We start from the raw sequence: 14,744 nt of genomic DNA, 5'->3' as shown, positions 1-14,744 counted from the left end.
ATGGCGCCGCTGGATTGCTTCGCTCCGCTCGCAAGGACGGGAGTGGCCGTCCGACGGCCCGACGCCGGAACGGCCAAGGCATGACCGACACCATCCTCTCCGTGCGCGACCTGACGGTCGCCTTCGACACCCGGCGCGGGCCGCTCACCGCCATCGACCGGGTCTCGTTCGACATCGGCCGCGGCGAGATCCTGGGCGTGGTCGGCGAGTCCGGGGCCGGCAAGTCGGTGACCGGCTCGGCGGTGATCGGCCTGATCGACCGCCCCGGCCGGATCGCCGGCGGCGAGGTCCGCCTGCGGGGCGAGCGCATCGACAACCTCTCCCCCGAGGCGATGCGGCGCGTGCGCGGCAAGCGCATCGGCATGATCTTCCAGGATCCGCTGACCTCCCTCGACCCGCTGTTCCGGGTCGGCGACCAGATCGTCGAGACCCTGCGCACCCACACCGATCTCTCGGCCAGAGCCGCCCGCACCCGCGCCATCGACCTGCTCGCCGAGGTCGGCATCCCGGCGCCCGAGCGGCGCATCGACGGCTACCCGCACGAATTCTCCGGCGGCATGCGCCAGCGTGTGGTGATCGCGCTCGCGCTCGCCGCCGAGCCGGAGCTGATCATCGCCGACGAGCCGACCACGGCGCTCGACGTCTCGGTCCAGGCCCAGATCATCACGCTGCTGAAGCGCCTGTGCCGCGAGCACGGCACCGCGGTGATGCTGGTCACCCACGACATGGGCGTCATCGCCGAGGCCGCCGACCGGGTGGCGGTGATGTATGCCGGGCGGGTGGCCGAGATCGGCCCGGTCGCCTCGGTGATCGCCAAGCCCCACCACCCCTACGCGGTCGGCCTGATGGGGGCGATCCCGACCCTGTCGCAGGAGGCCGACCGGCTGAGCCAGATCCCGGGCTCGATGCCGCGGCTCACCGCCATCCCGAAGGGCTGCGCCTTCAACCCGCGCTGCCCGAAGGTCTTCGCCCGCTGCCGCGTCGAGCGGCCCGAGCCGATCCCGGTCGACGCGAGCCGGGTGGCCTGTCACCTGTACGATGCAGCGGAGCGGGCAGCGTGAGCGCCTACGTCGAAGTCACCGACCTGCGCCGCCAGTTCGACGTCTCGAAGCCCTGGCTCAACCGGGTGATCGAGCGCGAGCCGCGGAAATTCCTCACGGCGGTCGACCGCGTCGGCTTCGCAATCGAGAAGGGCGAGACCTTCGCGATCGTCGGCGAATCCGGCTCCGGCAAGTCGACGGTGGCCCGGATGGTGGTCGGCCTGCTGCCGCCCACGGCCGGCGAGGTGCGGATCACCGGCGTCTCGATGACCGACCCGCGCCAGGCCGCGGCGCGGCGGCGCCTGCGCGCCCGGATCCAGATGATCTTCCAGGACCCCTACGCGTCCATGAACCCGCGCTGGCGGGTGGGGAAGATCATCGCCGAGCCGATCCGGGCCTTCGACCTGATCCAGGGCGAGGGGGCGATCCGCGCCCGGGTCGGCGAGCTCCTCGGCCTCGTCGGTCTCCACGCCGACGACGCCCGAAAATACCCGCACGAATTCTCCGGCGGGCAGCGCCAGCGGGTGGCGATCGCCCGGGCGCTGGCGAGCCAGGCCGAGTTCCTGGTGGGCGACGAGCCGACCTCGGCGCTCGACGTCTCGGTGCAGGCGCAGATCCTCAACCTGATGCGCGACCTGCAGGACCGGCTGGGCCTGACCTACCTGTTCATCTCCCACAACCTCGCCGTGGTCCGCCACATGGCGACCCGGGTGGGCGTGATGTATCTCGGCCGCCTCGTGGAGGTCGCGTCCGCCAGGGACCTGTTCGCGACGCCGCGCCACCCCTACACGCGGATGCTCCTCGACGCGGTGCCCGACCTCGCCCATGTCGGCCGCGCCCGGGTGCCGGTCTCCGGCGAGATCCCGAACCCGATCGACCCGCCGCCCGGCTGCACCTTCAACCCGCGCTGCCCGCTGGCCAACGACCGCTGCCGGACCGAGGTGCCGGCGCTCCTCGACGGCGTCGCCTGCCACGCCGTGCAGGAAGGGCGGGCCTGACAAGCGGGCCCGGGCGGCCGTTGCGCTCGGCCCGCGCAGGCGCTATGGGCCGTCCCCGATGGGGATGGAGTTCCCCGAAACCGCCCGTCAGGGCTGATGACTCCTACCGCGAAACCGGCGGTGGGAGTGCGTCTTGCAAGCACCCGCCGCGACGGCGGGTTTCTCATGCCCGCCCGACGCACTGGAGCGCGCATGTCCTTCACCACCTGCATCTTGGTCATGATCGGCGGTGCCCTCGGCACCCTGGCCCGCTACGTCGTCTCGGTGCTGGCGCTGCCGATCAGCCGCGACCTGCCCTGGGGCACGATCCTCATCAACGTGACGGGCTCGTTCATCATCGGTCTGTTCGGCACGCTGACCCTGGCGCATGGGCGCTTCCCGGTCTCCGAGAACGTCCGCCTGTTCGTGATGATCGGGCTGTGCGGCGGCTACACGACCTTCTCGTCGTTCAGCCTCCAGACCCTCGACCTCATGCGGAACGGCGCGGTGGTCCGGGCCATGGTCAACGTGTTCGCCTCGGTGGTGCTCTGCATCCTCGCGGTCGCGCTGGGCCACGTCGTGGCGGCCCACTGGAACGGCGGCGCCGTGCAGATCGCCCAGGTCGACATCGAGGAGGACGGCTGACCGGGCGGCGGCCGCGCGCATCGGCGCGGACCGGCCCTCACGCGTCGCGCCACTGCGCGAAGGTCGCGGCCTGCCCCACCGTCGCGCCGTCGCGGTCGAGCTGCCAGACCACCGCCTCGTCGATCCAGAAGCGCCGGCCGTCCTTGGCGATCCGCAGGCCGCGATAGCCGCGGCTGAAGCCGTCCCGGGTGACCGCGTCGAGGAGCCGCTGCCGCTCGGCCCGCTCGGGGGCCTCGGCCGAGAGCCGCGAGGGCAGGCCGACGAGCTCGTCCCACGCGTAGCCGAAGCAGGCCTGCGCGGTCCGGTTGGCGTAGACGAAGCGCGGATCCGCGCCCCCGTCATGGGCGAGCACCGCGAACGGGGCCGCCGCGTAGAGCCAGTCCGCGTCCGCATCCGCCGGCACCAGAGGCTCGCCGAGGCGCCGCGCGTAGCTGCCGGTGAGCAGGGCGAAGAAGTCCGGGTCGTGCGAGAGGTCCGTCATGATCCGCTACAGGACTGGGTCGGCGTCGATGCGCATGCGCAGGATCGCGTAGGGCGGCTGCTGCAGGTCCCGGCCGCGGTTGAATTCCGGCCGCCGGTTGACCTGGGCCGCCGAGATATAGAGCCACCGGTCCGGGGTGATCCAGAACGTGTCGGCCCAGACCAGCCGGTCGTCGGCGGCCAGCACCTCGACGGTGCCGTCCGGCAGGCGCCGGCCGACCGCGTTGTGCTCCTGCAGGCTGAGATAGACCCGGTCCCGGGAATCGGTGGTCAGTCCCCCGGTCATGCCCTTCTCGCCGAGATCCTCGACGGCGGCGGCCACGGCCGCGTCCGCGACGCCCGGATCGCGCAGGGCCGCGGTCTCGACCGCGTAGAGCCGCCGGCTCATCAGCGGCGCGTAGTAGAGGCGGCCGCCGTCCGGGCTGATCGCGATGCCGTTGGCGCCGCCCTTCGGGCTCTTCTCGGGCGCGTCGCCCTTCCGCTCCATCACGGGGCGGCGCTCCACGAACTTGACCAGACCCTCCTCGGACCGCGTGCTGACGTGGTCCGCGAGGCGCCGCACCACCCGCCCGCTGTCGAGGTCGACCGCCAGGATCGCGCCCGCGCCGGACTGGCCCTGGTCGGTGACGTAGGCCAGCGCGCGGCCGTCGCGCACGTCGACCCGCAGGTCGTTCAGGGAGGAATCCGGGCCGATGCCCGCGTCGAGGGGGATCGTCCGGCGGACGCTGTTCCGGCCGATATCGATCGCCAGGATCTTCGCGCCGCCCGGCACCGGCCGCCCCTTGCCCGCGGGCAGGCCGGCATCGAGCACCCAGAGGGTGTCGTCGCGGTCGAAGACGCCGTTGGGGACGTGGAACAGCGACGCCTGCGGCGCCCCCGGATCCGGGCGGTTGGTCGCCGCGTCCGGGTAGGGCTTCACCGACCCGTCGGGCAGCACCTCGCCGAGGGTGATCGGCTCCGCGCCGGTGAAGCGCGGCATCATCACGAAGATCCGGCCGCCCCGGGCGATGGCGAGCCCCGTGGGGGTCGAGGGCGCGTCCGCCGCGATGGCGAGCTCCAGCGTCCCCACGGGCCGGCTCGTCGGGGGCGACGGCGTCGCGGCGCGCGCCGCGGGGGCGGCGAGGGCCAGGAGACCGGTTCCGAGCAGGCGGCGGCGGTCGAGGCGCATGGGAATCCTGTCGCGGAGCTTGTCGGGGCGAGGGTCGTGGCGCGCCGCTCAACCTGTGGGGGTGCCGGCCCAACGCGCGGGCTCGGCGCACGATCCCGCGATGCGGTATCGCGGCGGCCTCGCGGCGGAATTCCGGGACCGGTCCCCGGGCTCGGTGGTCGGGAGCCCCCTGGGGGCGGTCCACAGGTGCCGGGGCGCGACGCTGGCTCCGGCCCACGCCGTCACGCTAAGCACGGTCGTGCCGGGCGTTCGATTCGGCGCCGCACGGGCCGCGGCCCGGCTGACAGATGTGGAGAGGTGGGACACGCATGGATCCCGAAGGATCCGAACCGGCGCCGGAGACCGCGCCCCGGCCCGCCGCCGGGCCGCTGCGGGTCCTCGCCCTGGCGGTGCAGAAGGGCGGGACGGGCAAGACCACTTTGGCGGCCTCCCTGGCGGTCGCCGCCGCGGAAGCGGGCGAGCAGGTGACCGCCCTCGATCTCGACCCGCAGAGCTCGCTGGCCGGCTGGGGGGCCCTGCGCAAGAACGACGGCAGGAGCGACCGCGCGCGCGACGCCGTCGCGGTCGACCGGGTCCAGCCCTGGGAGATGGGCCAGCTCTCGGAGATCCTCGGCATCCTCGCCGAGCAGGGCACGACCCTCGCCGTCCTCGACACCGCCGGCAGCGCGTCCGGCCTCGCGCCGGCCCTGAAGGACGCCGATTTCGTCCTGATGCCGGTCCGCCCCTCCCGGCTCGACATCGTGGCCGCCCGGCCGACGCTCCAGGCGCTGGTCGGCCTCGGCCTGCGGGAGCGGCTGGCCCTGGTGCTGAACCAGTGCCCGCCGCCGCCCTCGCCGCGCACCAGCGCCTACGCGGCGCAGCTGCGCGCCCTGGGCGTCCTGGCCGAGCCCGGGATCATCCACCGGGTCGACCACCAGGACGCCCTGGCGACCGGGCTCGGCGTCACGGAGTTCGCCCCCGGCAGCCAGGCCGCCGAGGAGGTCCGGGCGCTCTGGGCCTGGGTCGACGGGAAGATGCGGGCGGCGCCCGCCCGCTGAGATCGGCCGTCCGCCGGGCTCAGCCCTGGCCGAGGGCCGCGAGGATCCGCGCCCAGGAGCGCGTGCCCTTGTGGAAGCTCGTCAGGTCGTACTTCTCGTTCGGCGAGTGGATCCGGTCGTCGTCGAGGCCGAAGCCGATCAGCAGGGTGTCGCGCCCCAGGATCCGCTTGAAGTCGCCGACGATCGGGATCGAGCCGCCGGCGCCTACGGTGACGGCCGGCACGCCCCACTCGTCCTGCAGCGCCGCCTTGGCGGCCCCGAGCTGCGGCATGTCGAAGGGCAGGCTGATCGCCCGCGAGCCCTTGTAGGTGATGACCTCGACCTGGCAGTCGGCCGGCACCCGCGCACGCACGAAGGCCTCGAAGCTCTCGGCGAGCCGCTTCGGGTCCTGGTCGTCCACGAGGCGGAACGAGACCTTGGCGGAGGCGGTGGAGGCGATCACCGTCTTGGTGCCCTCGCCGGTATAGCCGCCGATGATGCCGTTGGCGTCGCAGGAGGGGCGCGACTGCACCAGCTCGATCGGCATCCGCCCGCGCTCGCCCGCGGGCTCCTTGAGGCCGATCGGCCCGAGCAGCGTCTCCGGCGTCAGGCCGAGGCCGCGCCACTGCTCCAGCACCTCCGGCGGGCGCTCGTGCACGCCCTCGTAGAAGCCCGGGATCGTCACCCGCCCGTCCGCGTCGTGCAGGTCGGCGATGATCTTCGACAGAACGTGGATCGGGTTGCGCGCCGCGCCGCCGAAGAAGCCCGAATGCAGGTCGCGGTCGGCGCAGGTGACCTTCACCTCGAAATAGGCGAGCCCGCGCAAGCTGGACGTGATGGCCGGGGTCTTCCGGTCCCACATGCCGGTGTCGCAGACCAGCACCACGTCGCAGCCGAGTCTCTCGCGGTTGGCCGCGACCCATTCCGGCAGCCCCTGCGAGCCGCTCTCCTCGGCGCCCTCGACCAGGATCGTGACGCCGCAGGGCAGCTCGCCGCTCATGGCGATGGTGGCCCGGCAGGCCTCCACGAAGGTCATCACCTGACCCTTGTCGTCGGAGGCGCCGCGCCCGACGATCACCTTGCCGCCTCGCCCGTCCTCGGCGATGCGCGGCTCGAAGGGCGGCGTCGTCCAGAGATCGAGCGGGTCGACGGGCTGCACGTCGTAATGGCCGTAGAACAGGACGTGCGGCGCCCCGGGCTTCGGCCTGTGGGCCAGGACCACCGGGTGGAGCGAGGTCTCCTCGACGGAGGTCGCGAAGCCGAGCGCGGTCAGGTCCTGGGCGAGCCAGGCGGCGGCCTCCCGGCACTGGCCGGCATAGGCGGGATCGGTGGAGATCGACGGGATCCGCAGGAAGGCGAACAGCCGCTCGAGGGCGTTCTCCAGGTCCGTGTCGATGTCGTTGAGGATCGCGTCGAGCGCGGCCATCGGGGGCTCCGGGGTGCGGCGTGGACTCTGCGGGAACTCTGCGGGAACTCTGCGGGAACGAGGGTTAGCCGAGGCGGGGCCGCGGCGGCAACGTCGGACGATGCGGCTGGCGGAATTTGAGCCGCCCGCGCGCCACCCTCGCTCACGGGTTGAGACGGCGCGCTCCGGAACAGGCGCAGATTGGAATGGTTATCGACCGGAAGCTCAGGCCGCGGCCCGCGCGTCGCTGCCGGTCGCTGCCCCGGACCGATCCGTTCCCGCCCGGCCCCGGCCGGCCCAGACCGTGGACGACATCATGCGCCTCGAGACCCAGCCGCCGGTGTCGGCGGACACGCCGATCGGCATCACGCTGACGATCAACGGGCAGCGGCGCGAACTCCAGGTCGCGCCGTGGACCACGCTCCTCGACCTGCTGCGCGAGCGGCTCGACCTCACCGGCACCAAGAAGGGCTGCGACCACGGCCAGTGCGGGGCCTGCACGGTGCTGGTGAACGGCACCCGGGTGAATTCCTGCCTGACCCTGGCGGTGATGAAGGACGGCGCCGAGATCACCACGGTGGAGGGGCTGGCCGCCCTCGGCGACCGGGCGGGCAGCAACGCCCTCCACCCGATCCAGGAGGCGTTCATCGCGCACGACGCCTTCCAGTGCGGCTACTGCACCCCGGGCCAGCTCTGCTCGTCGGTCGGCCTGATGAACGAGGGCCACGCCCACACCCGCGACGAGATCCGCGAGGCGATGAGCGGCAACATCTGCCGCTGCGGCGCCTACACCAACATTGTCGACGCCATCGAGGACGTCATGCAGGGAGGCGCCCGATGAATCGCTTCGACTACGTCCGCGCCGGCACGGTGGCGGAGGCGGTGCAGGCCTTCGGGGCCGGGGCCCGCTTCATCGCCGGCGGCACCAACCTGATCGACCTGATGAAGTACGAGGTCGAGAAGCCGGGCCGGCTGATCGACATCACCCGCCTGCCCCTCGACCGGATCGAGGACCACGGGGACGGCCTGCGGATCGGGGCGCTCGTGACCAACGCCAAGGTGGCGTACGACGATCGGGTCGCGGCCCGGTACCCGCTCCTGCGCAACGCCATCCTGGCCGGCGCCTCGGCGCAGCTGCGCAACGCCGCCTCCACGGGCGGCAACCTGCTCCAGCGGACCCGCTGCTACTATTTCTACGACGTGGCCACGCCCTGCAACAAGCGCGCGCCCGGCTCCGGCTGCCCGGCGATCGGCGGGATGAACCGCATCCACGCGATCTTCGGGACGAGCGCGCACTGCATCGCCACCCACCCCTCCGACATGTGCATCGCGCTGGCCGCCCTGGAGGCCACCGTGCGGGTGAGCGGGCCGCAGGGCGACCGGTCGATCCCGTTCTCCGAGTTCCACCGCCTGCCGGGGGATTCGCCCGAGCGGGACACGAACCTCGCCCCCGGCGAGATCATCGTGTCGGTCGACCTGCCGGAGAGCCGCTTCCCGCAGCACTACACCTACCTGAAGCTGCGCGACCGCCTGTCCTACGCCTTCGCGCTGGTCTCGGTGGCGGCGGCCCTGGAACTCGACGGCGACCGTGTGAAGACCGCGCGGCTGGCGCTCGGCGGCGTCGCCCACAAGCCCTGGCGCAACCGCGAGGCCGAGGCCCTGCTGGAGGGCCGGCCCGCGACCCGCGAGAGCTTCCAGGCGGCGGCCGACCTGATCGTCGCGGAGGCCAAGCCCCAGTCGGAGAACGGCTTCAAGATCGATCTCGCCCGGCGCGCCATCGTGCGCGGCCTCGAGCAGGCCGCCGCCGGCACGCCCCAGTCGCTCAGCGACAAGCGCATCCAGTAGGGCCCGGCCATGACGCAGACCTTCAGCTCCACCGGCCGCGACACCTTCGTCGGCAGCCCGCGCAGCCGCATCGACGGGCCCGCCAAGGTCACCGGGCTCGCCAAGTACGCGGGCGAGTTCGCCGCGCCCGACCTCGCCTACGGCGTGGTCGTGTCGAGCTCGATCGCCAAGGGCCGGATCACCGCCATCGACGCCGCCGAGGCCGAGGCGGTGCCGGGCGTGCTCAAGGTGCTCACCCACGAGAACCGGCCGCGCACCGCGTGGCGGGACAAGAACTTCCAGGACCAAGTGGCGCCCCCCGGCTCGCCGTTCCGCGCCCTCTACGACGACCTGATCGTGTTCAGCGGCCAGCCGGTCGCCCTGGTGGTGGCGGAGGATTTCGAGACCGCGCGCTACGCCGCGTCCCTCGTCCGCGTGAGCTACGCGATGGAGGAGCCCGGGACCGACCTAGAAGCCCTGCGCGGCACCGCCTACGATCCGCCCTACAAGCGCACGGGCATCAAGCCGCCGCCGGAGCCCTGGGGCGACGCCGACAAGGCGTTCGGCAGCGCGCCGGTCCGCGTGCAGGGCGCCTACAGCCTCGCCGACGAGCACCACAACCCGATGGAGCCGCACGCCTCCACGGTGGTGGTCGAGCAGGACGGCACCTACACGGTCTACGACAAGATCCAGGGCGTCTCGAACAGCCACCAGTATCTCACCAACGTCTTCGGCCTGAAGCCCGACCAGGTGCGGGTGCTCAACCCCTATCTCGGCGGCGGCTTCGGCTCGGGCCTGCGCCCGCAGTACCAGCTGTTCCTGGCGATGCTGGCCGCCCAGGAGCTGAAGCGCTCGGTGCGCGTGACCCTGACCCGCGACCAGCTGTGGAGCTTCACCTACCGGTCGGAGGCGCTGCAGACGATCGCGCTCGGCGCCGAGCCGGACGGGAGGCTGACGGCCCTGCGCCACGACGCCGTCCAGGGCACCTCGCAGTACGAGGATTACCAGGAGGTCGTCGTCAACTGGTCGGGCGTCCTCTACCGGTGCGACAACGTCGCCCTCGGCTACCGGCTGGTGAAGCTCGACACGCCGACGCCCGGCGACATGCGCGCCCCCGGCGCGGTGACCGGCGTCTTCGCCATCGAGACCGCGATGGACGAGCTCGCCTACGCGACCGGGCTCGACCCGATCGAGCTGCGGCTGAGGAACTACGCCGAGTCCGACGCCACCGCCGAGGGCAAGCCCTTCGGCTCGAAGGAGCTGAAGAGCTGCTTCCGGCAGGGCGCCGAGCGGTTCGGCTGGGCGAGGCGCTCGGCCGAGCCCCGCTCCATGCGCGAGGGCCGGGAACTCGTCGGCTGGGGCGTGGCCACCGGCATCTGGGAATCGATGATGATGCAGTCGAGCGCCATCGCGACCCTGACGCCGGACGGCCGCCTGACGGTCGGCAACTCCACCGGCGACATCGGCACCGGCACCTACACGATCCTGACGCAGATCGCGGCCGACACGCTGGGCCTGCCGATGGACGCGGTGACGACCAAGCTCGGCGACACCCGCCTGCCGGAGGCCCCCGTCGCCGGCGGCTCGTGGACCGCCGCCTCCTCGGGCACCGCCGTGATGAAGGCCTGCCGCAACGTCGGCGCGCAGGTGTTCAAGCTCGCCCGCGCCCTGGAGAACTCGCCGCTCGCCAACGTCGACTTCGACCGCGCCGTGTTCGCGGACGGCCGCATCGCCGTGGCTGGCGATCCGGGCCGCAGCGTGTCGCTCGTCGAGGTGCTCCAGGCGGCGGGCGTCGACAAGGTCGAGGCCGTCGAGGAGGCCGGCCCCGACAAGGATTTCAATCAGAAATACGAGGCCTACACCCACTCGGCGATCTTCGCCGAGGTGAAGGTCGACGAGGAGCTGGGTCAGGTCCGGGTCACGCGCATCGTCTCGGCGATCGCGGCCGGCAAGGTGCTGAACCCGAAGACGGCGCGCAGCCAGATCCTCGGCGGCGTGGTGATGGGGATCGGCTCGGCGCTCGAGGAGGAGTCGATGCTCGACCACCGCATCGGCCGGTTCATGAACCACAATCTCGGCGAGTACCACGTGCCGGTCCACGCCGACATCTACGACATCGACGTGATCTTCGTGGAGGAGGAGGACAAGGCGAACCCGCTGGGCGTGAAGGGGCTCGGCGAGATCGGCATCGTCGGCACCGCGGCCGCCATCGCCAACGCGGTCTTCCACGCCACCGGCAGGCGGGTGCGCGACCTGCCGATCACCGTCGACAAGCTTCTCTGAACGGCGGATGTTTCACAGGAAACATTGACGGTTCGGCAAGGAGTCGCGCGGGTCACGCCGGACCGCGCCGTCATCGCGAGCGCGGCGAAGCGACCCAGGGCGGCGCGACGTGGTCGAGCGTGGCGCTGTCCGGGTTGCTTCGCCGCGCTCGCAAGGACGAGGATGCGTCCAGGCCCTGCGAACAGGGGCGGCGTGGGAATGACCGTGAGCCCCTTGCTGGAATCCTGGCGCTTCTGGGCGCTCGCCGCCGCCGGCTTCGCGGCGCTGACCGCGATCCTCGCCAAGGTCGGGGTCGCGGGCGTGCCGTCCGACGTCGCGACCTTCGTGCGCACCGCGGTGATCCTGGTCTTCGCGGGCGCGATCGTCGCGGCCTCCGGGCAGGCCGGCGGCCTCGCGCAGATCTCCGGCCGGAGCCTCGTCTTCCTCGTCCTGTCGGGGCTCGCCACCGGGGCGTCGTGGCTCTGCTACTTCCGCGCGCTGTCGCTGGGCGAGGCTGCCCGGGTCGCGCCGATCGACAAGCTCAGCGTCGTGCTGGTGGCGATCCTCGGCGCCACCCTGCTCGGCGAGACCCTCAGCCTCGCCGCCTGGGCTGGCGTCGCGCTGATCGCGGCGGGCGCGGCCCTCGTCGCCTCCGGACTGTGAGATCGTGCGCGCTGGCGCACCGATCCCTTAACGAGATGCGCGCATCCTGCGGTTGCCTCGCGAAGGGGGACCGTCATGGAATGGGTTTATCGCGGCTTCGAGACCTCGATGCTCGGTCTCGCTCTCTGTCTCGGACTCGGCGCCTGCCTCACGCTCGGCACGGCGCGGATGCCCGCCGGAACGCTCTCCGTCACCCTGCCGATGCTCACGGTGACCGCCCCCGCGCCCTGAGGCGCGGGACCGGTCCGACGGGGCGTCAGGCGGCGCCCTTCACGGCGCGGAACATGAAGCCCCGCGCCTCGGCGTCCATCTCCGCCTTGAAGGCGTGGCGGCCCTTCAGCGCCTCGGCGGCCTGGGCGGCCGGCCGCGCGTTGAGCGCGTCGAGGTGGCGCTTGACGTTGGGCAGGTCCCCGAAGGCGCCCTCGCCGAGGACGAAGGGCACCATCCGGGCCCAGCCCCAGACCGCCATGTCGACGATCGTGTAGGTGTCGCCCAGCACGTAGGTGCGGTCGGCGAGGCGCTGGTCGAGGATGCCCCAGTGCCGGCGCGCCTCGAAGGCGTAGCGCTCGGTGGCGTAGGCGCCCCCGTCCTGCGCGAAGTGGCGGAAATGCACGCACTGGCCGGAGAACGGCCCGATGCCGGTCGCCACGAACATCAGCCAGGACAGCATCTCGCCGCGGACCGGCTCGCCCTCCGGCAGGAACCGGCCGGTCTTGCCCGCCAGGTACATCAGGATCGCGTTCGAATCGAACACGGTGACGTCGCCGTCGACGATCGCCGGCACCTTCCCGTTCGGATTGACGGCCGTGTAGGCGGGATCGAACTGCTCGCCCCTGCGGGTGTCGACCGGCACCGGCTCGTAGGGCAGCCCCATCTCCTCGAGGCAGAGGGCGACCTTCATGGGGTTGGGGCTGAGATTGTAGAAGAATCGAATCACGGCGCTCTCCCTGAACGACTCGGGCAGGATGTCCGGGCCCCGCGCCCGCACAAGGCGCGGCCGCGCAGGGCGGCTATTCCACGACGATCTTGTAGCCGCGTCCCGGCACCAGCGCGGCGCCCCGCTCCAGCCCGTTGAGGACGAGGAACCGGTCGAGCGCCCGGTCGGGCACCGCCATGCGGCGGGCGAGGTCCTCGGCGCTGGTCGAGGTCGCCTGCACCACCTGCAGCCGCAGGGGGCGCAGGACCGCCTCGTCGGGGGACACGGCGACCAGGGTCGCGGTCCAGCGGCGGAAGGCCGGGTCGGGATCGGTGGCGCCCTTGGCGGCCATGATCATCCGGTAGGTCGAGTCGCCGATCCGGATGGCCGCGAGGCGGAAGGTCCACTCCTTCCCCCGCGACAGCCCGAAGGCCGCGGGGTGGCCCGCGACGTCCCGGGTCTCGAAGCCGGCCGGGTCGAGGGCGTCGTTCCAGCTCGCCTTGAGCACCGCCTCGAGGGGCTGGCCGTCCTTGGCCTCGATCTGGTCGAACAGCAGGCGCCGGCCGCCGTCCGGGGTGGTCCCGAGCACCGCCGAGCGGGTGTTCTCCAGGGTGAAGCCCTCCGGAACCTCGAAGGCGATGCCGAGGCCGGGATGGATGAAGCGGTGCCCGCGCACCGCGCCGTCGCGCGGGTTGTCGCCGTAGGCGAGCCCGTCCACCGCCGCGAGGTAGGCGGCGCGGTCGTCGGTGCCGATGCCCGGCGCGCCGATGCGGCGGGCCGCGCGGGTGACCTGGGTGATGCGCTCGGCCGTGCCCGGATGGGTCGCCAGCATGTCGGGCGCTGCGGCGCTGCCGGCCTTCAGCCCCGTGGAGCGGTTGAGCGCGGCGAGGAAGCGCCCGGCCGCGAACGGGTCGTAGCCGGCCTTGGCGAGGGTGCGCACGCCGGTGGCGTCCGCCTCCAGCTCCTGCTCGCGGGAGAACCGGGCGAGGGCGAAGCGCGACTGGCTCTGCAGCTGCGCGCCGGTATCGGGGTCGTTCAGCACGTCGGCCACGACGCGGCTGACGAGCGCCGAGCGCAGCTCGAGCTCGCTGCGGGCCGTGGCGTGGTTGAGGGTCACGTGGGCCATCTCGTGCGCCAGCACGGCGGCCACCTCGGAGGTGTCGCTCGCCAGGGCCACGAGGCCGCGGGTGACGTAGAGCCGCCCGTTCGGCAGCGCGAAGGCGTTGACCACCGGCGAGTCGAGGAGCGTCACCGTGTAGGTCTGGTCGGGCCGGTCGCTCGCCTTCACGAGGCGGTCGGTCACCTCGGTCAGCATCCGCGTGACGTTGGGGGCCCGGGCCTCGCCCCCGAAGGAGGCCACGAGCTTGAGGTGGTCGGCATCGGCGGCGCGCTCGCGGCCGGTGGTGCGCGGCGCCTCCGCGGGCACCCGCACCACGGCCGGCCGCACGGTCGCCTCGGTCTGGTCGGCGACGCAGGCGCCGAGCAGCAGGGCGAGGCCACCCAGAGCCGCCGCGCCGAGGGCGCGCCGCCCCGCCGCGCGGGTCCGCCCCGCGCCGATGTGCCCCGTGATCCCGCCCATCGCGATCAGCGCCGCAATCCCCGTTCCCCCTTCGGATCGGCCTCCGGCCGGTCCGTCTCCCCGAGCGTCTCGAGCCCGTCGAGGGCGACCTCCAGGGTCGGGCCGCGCCGGACCTCCAGGAGGCCGCGCACCCGCACGCGCCGGCCCTCGAGCGAGGCCGCACTCAAACCACGGGCGCGCATCATTCGCCAAGTGCGTTTCGATACCGTCACCGTGAGGCCGTCCGTGCCGCGGGGCGCGAAATCGAGATAGGTGCGCGCGCCGCGCTCGCCGACATGGCGGATTCGGCCCTCCGCGACGACGAAATGTCCGACCTTCTCCCGGAGCGCCGGGCCGTCCCCCGCCGCCGGGCGCGCCGCGCCCCAGAGGCCGAGCCCGCGCGCGCGGGCGGCCGCCTCCACGAGGCGCAGGCCGGGCCGGCAGAGCGAATCGGCCTCGTCCGCGTCCGCGTATGCCAGCCCGGCCCCGATGAGGCCGCCCGCCAGATCCACGCCCTCCGCGATGTCGCCCTCCGCGACCAGGAGGTCGGCCCGCGCGCGCTCCCAACGGTCGGGCTGCCCGCGGGGAACCACCGTGACCCGGGCACCCCGCCGGGCCTCGAGCCAGGCCCGCGCGGCGGACGCGGCCTCCGGCGTGTCCGGCCAGCGCAGCGAGTCCAGCACCGCGCGGAGGCCCGAGACCATACGGATCTCCCCGCGGGGCCCGATTCCCGCCACGACCTCGTCGCGCGCCGGCCCGGTCGCGCACGCCGACGGGCCGGCGCGCGGCG

15 protein-coding genes and 1 riboswitch are annotated in these 14,744 nt (G+C 73.0%); of the genes, 9 read left to right on the top strand and 6 right to left on the bottom strand.

From position 1 onward, the window contains the following. Nucleotides 1-80 precede the first annotated feature (80 nt). The 3 genes from ACLBYE_RS15580 to crcB all read left to right on the top strand — a co-directional run bounded on the left by ACLBYE_RS15580 (nucleotide 81) and on the right by crcB (nucleotide 2,662). Nucleotides 81-1,061: an ABC transporter ATP-binding protein gene (locus ACLBYE_RS15580; protein WP_447694854.1), complete on the top strand. Its 981-nt coding sequence runs from the start codon at nucleotides 81-83 to the stop codon at nucleotides 1,059-1,061. Beyond that, the gene (locus ACLBYE_RS15575) at nucleotides 1,058-2,038 is read left to right on the top strand and encodes an ABC transporter ATP-binding protein (RefSeq protein WP_020091339.1); all 981 of its coding nucleotides are present in this window, start codon (nucleotides 1,058-1,060) and stop codon (nucleotides 2,036-2,038) included. Before ACLBYE_RS15580 ends, ACLBYE_RS15575 begins: the two co-directional genes overlap by 4 nt. Nucleotides 2,039-2,089: 51 nt before the next feature. Beyond that, a riboswitch (Fluoride riboswitch) is annotated at nucleotides 2,090-2,151 on the top strand. Between the two features lie 79 nt (nucleotides 2,152-2,230). Further along, nucleotides 2,231-2,662, top strand: coding sequence for a fluoride efflux transporter CrcB (gene crcB / locus ACLBYE_RS15570; RefSeq protein ID WP_447694853.1), 432 nt, complete (start codon nucleotides 2,231-2,233; stop codon nucleotides 2,660-2,662). Between the two features lie 37 nt (nucleotides 2,663-2,699). Here the strand turns inward: crcB and ACLBYE_RS15565 are convergent, their stop codons facing one another. Both ACLBYE_RS15565 and ACLBYE_RS15560 read right to left on the bottom strand, forming a co-directional pair. Next, nucleotides 2,700-3,143, bottom strand: coding sequence for an MEKHLA domain-containing protein (locus ACLBYE_RS15565; RefSeq protein WP_020091337.1), 444 nt, complete (start codon nucleotides 3,141-3,143; stop codon nucleotides 2,700-2,702). A 6-nt stretch (nucleotides 3,144-3,149) separates the two neighbouring features. Then, nucleotides 3,150-4,310 (bottom strand): SMP-30/gluconolactonase/LRE family protein, encoded by a 1,161-nt coding sequence (locus tag ACLBYE_RS15560; protein WP_447694852.1) that lies wholly within the window; start codon nucleotides 4,308-4,310, stop codon nucleotides 3,150-3,152. A 308-nt stretch (nucleotides 4,311-4,618) separates the two neighbouring features. Here ACLBYE_RS15560 and ACLBYE_RS15555 point away from each other — a divergent pair, with 308 nt between their 5' ends. After that, nucleotides 4,619-5,347, top strand: a complete 729-nt coding sequence (locus tag ACLBYE_RS15555; RefSeq protein ID WP_447694851.1) for a nucleotide-binding protein — start codon at nucleotides 4,619-4,621, stop codon at nucleotides 5,345-5,347. Nucleotides 5,348-5,366: 19 nt separating this feature from the next. Here the strand turns inward: ACLBYE_RS15555 and ACLBYE_RS15550 are convergent, their stop codons facing one another. Next, on the bottom strand, nucleotides 5,367-6,752 hold the full coding sequence (locus ACLBYE_RS15550; protein WP_447694850.1) for a M20/M25/M40 family metallo-hydrolase: 1,386 nt from the start codon (nucleotides 6,750-6,752) through the stop codon (nucleotides 5,367-5,369). 295 nt (nucleotides 6,753-7,047) lie between these two features. On the opposite strand from ACLBYE_RS15550, the gene ACLBYE_RS15545 reads away from it, so the two are divergent. From ACLBYE_RS15545 to ACLBYE_RS15525, 5 genes are all read left to right on the top strand, one after another. Beyond that, complete coding sequence (locus ACLBYE_RS15545) at nucleotides 7,048-7,572, top strand: (2Fe-2S)-binding protein (protein WP_447694849.1); 525 nt, start codon at nucleotides 7,048-7,050, stop codon at nucleotides 7,570-7,572. Then, on the top strand, nucleotides 7,569-8,576 hold the full coding sequence (locus ACLBYE_RS15540; RefSeq protein WP_447694848.1) for an FAD binding domain-containing protein: 1,008 nt from the start codon (nucleotides 7,569-7,571) through the stop codon (nucleotides 8,574-8,576). The genes ACLBYE_RS15545 and ACLBYE_RS15540 overlap by 4 nt, the downstream gene beginning before the upstream one ends. A 9-nt stretch (nucleotides 8,577-8,585) precedes the next feature. After that, a complete protein-coding gene (locus tag ACLBYE_RS15535) occupies nucleotides 8,586-10,838 on the top strand; it encodes a xanthine dehydrogenase family protein molybdopterin-binding subunit (protein ID WP_447694847.1) in 2,253 nt (750 codons plus the stop codon). Between the two features lie 204 nt (nucleotides 10,839-11,042). Next, complete coding sequence (locus ACLBYE_RS15530) at nucleotides 11,043-11,480, top strand: EamA family transporter (protein ID WP_447694846.1); 438 nt, start codon at nucleotides 11,043-11,045, stop codon at nucleotides 11,478-11,480. Nucleotides 11,481-11,555: 75 nt separating this feature from the next. Beyond that, complete coding sequence (locus ACLBYE_RS15525; RefSeq protein ID WP_447694845.1) at nucleotides 11,556-11,711, top strand: hypothetical protein; 156 nt, start codon at nucleotides 11,556-11,558, stop codon at nucleotides 11,709-11,711. Between the two features lie 25 nt (nucleotides 11,712-11,736). On the opposite strand, the gene ACLBYE_RS15520 is transcribed toward ACLBYE_RS15525, so the two are convergent. From ACLBYE_RS15520 to ACLBYE_RS15510, 3 genes are all read right to left on the bottom strand, one after another. After that, nucleotides 11,737-12,417 carry a glutathione S-transferase family protein gene (locus ACLBYE_RS15520; protein WP_091676440.1) on the bottom strand — a complete coding sequence of 227 codons (681 nt, stop codon included), beginning with the start codon at nucleotides 12,415-12,417 and terminating at the stop codon, nucleotides 11,737-11,739. Nucleotides 12,418-12,490: 73 nt separating this feature from the next. After that, entirely contained in the window at nucleotides 12,491-13,975 is a 1,485-nt protein-coding gene (locus tag ACLBYE_RS15515) for a M48 family metalloprotease (protein WP_447694844.1), read from the bottom strand. Between the two features lie 5 nt (nucleotides 13,976-13,980). Then, the gene (locus ACLBYE_RS15510; RefSeq protein WP_447694843.1) at nucleotides 13,981-14,658 is read right to left on the bottom strand and encodes a thermonuclease family protein; all 678 of its coding nucleotides are present in this window, start codon (nucleotides 14,656-14,658) and stop codon (nucleotides 13,981-13,983) included. Nucleotides 14,659-14,744: the final 86 nt, after the last annotated feature.

Source organism: Methylobacterium sp. A52T, assembly GCF_053346095.1.
Note: the sequence above shows the minus strand (reverse complement) of the source record. Positions and strands in the feature narration are given on the sequence as shown.

Coding starts and splice junctions, on each gene's coding strand:
- ACLBYE_RS15510 (WP_447694843.1), bottom strand. CDS start 14,658: ATGGTCTCGGGCCTCCGCGCGGTGCTGGACTCGCTGCGCTGGCCGGAC.
- ACLBYE_RS15550 (WP_447694850.1), bottom strand. CDS start 6,752: ATGGCCGCGCTCGACGCGATCCTCAACGACATCGACACGGACCTGGAG.
- ACLBYE_RS15515 (WP_447694844.1), bottom strand. CDS start 13,975: ATGGGCGGGATCACGGGGCACATCGGCGCGGGGCGGACCCGCGCGGCG.
- ACLBYE_RS15580 (WP_447694854.1), top strand. CDS start 81: ATGACCGACACCATCCTCTCCGTGCGCGACCTGACGGTCGCCTTCGAC.
- ACLBYE_RS15545 (WP_447694849.1), top strand. CDS start 7,048: ATGCGCCTCGAGACCCAGCCGCCGGTGTCGGCGGACACGCCGATCGGC.
- crcB (WP_447694853.1), top strand. CDS start 2,231: ATGTCCTTCACCACCTGCATCTTGGTCATGATCGGCGGTGCCCTCGGC.
- ACLBYE_RS15555 (WP_447694851.1), top strand. CDS start 4,619: ATGGATCCCGAAGGATCCGAACCGGCGCCGGAGACCGCGCCCCGGCCC.
- ACLBYE_RS15540 (WP_447694848.1), top strand. CDS start 7,569: ATGAATCGCTTCGACTACGTCCGCGCCGGCACGGTGGCGGAGGCGGTG.
- ACLBYE_RS15535 (WP_447694847.1), top strand. CDS start 8,586: ATGACGCAGACCTTCAGCTCCACCGGCCGCGACACCTTCGTCGGCAGC.
- ACLBYE_RS15560 (WP_447694852.1), bottom strand. CDS start 4,310: ATGCGCCTCGACCGCCGCCGCCTGCTCGGAACCGGTCTCCTGGCCCTC.
- ACLBYE_RS15525 (WP_447694845.1), top strand. CDS start 11,556: ATGGAATGGGTTTATCGCGGCTTCGAGACCTCGATGCTCGGTCTCGCT.
- ACLBYE_RS15565 (WP_020091337.1), bottom strand. CDS start 3,143: ATGACGGACCTCTCGCACGACCCGGACTTCTTCGCCCTGCTCACCGGC.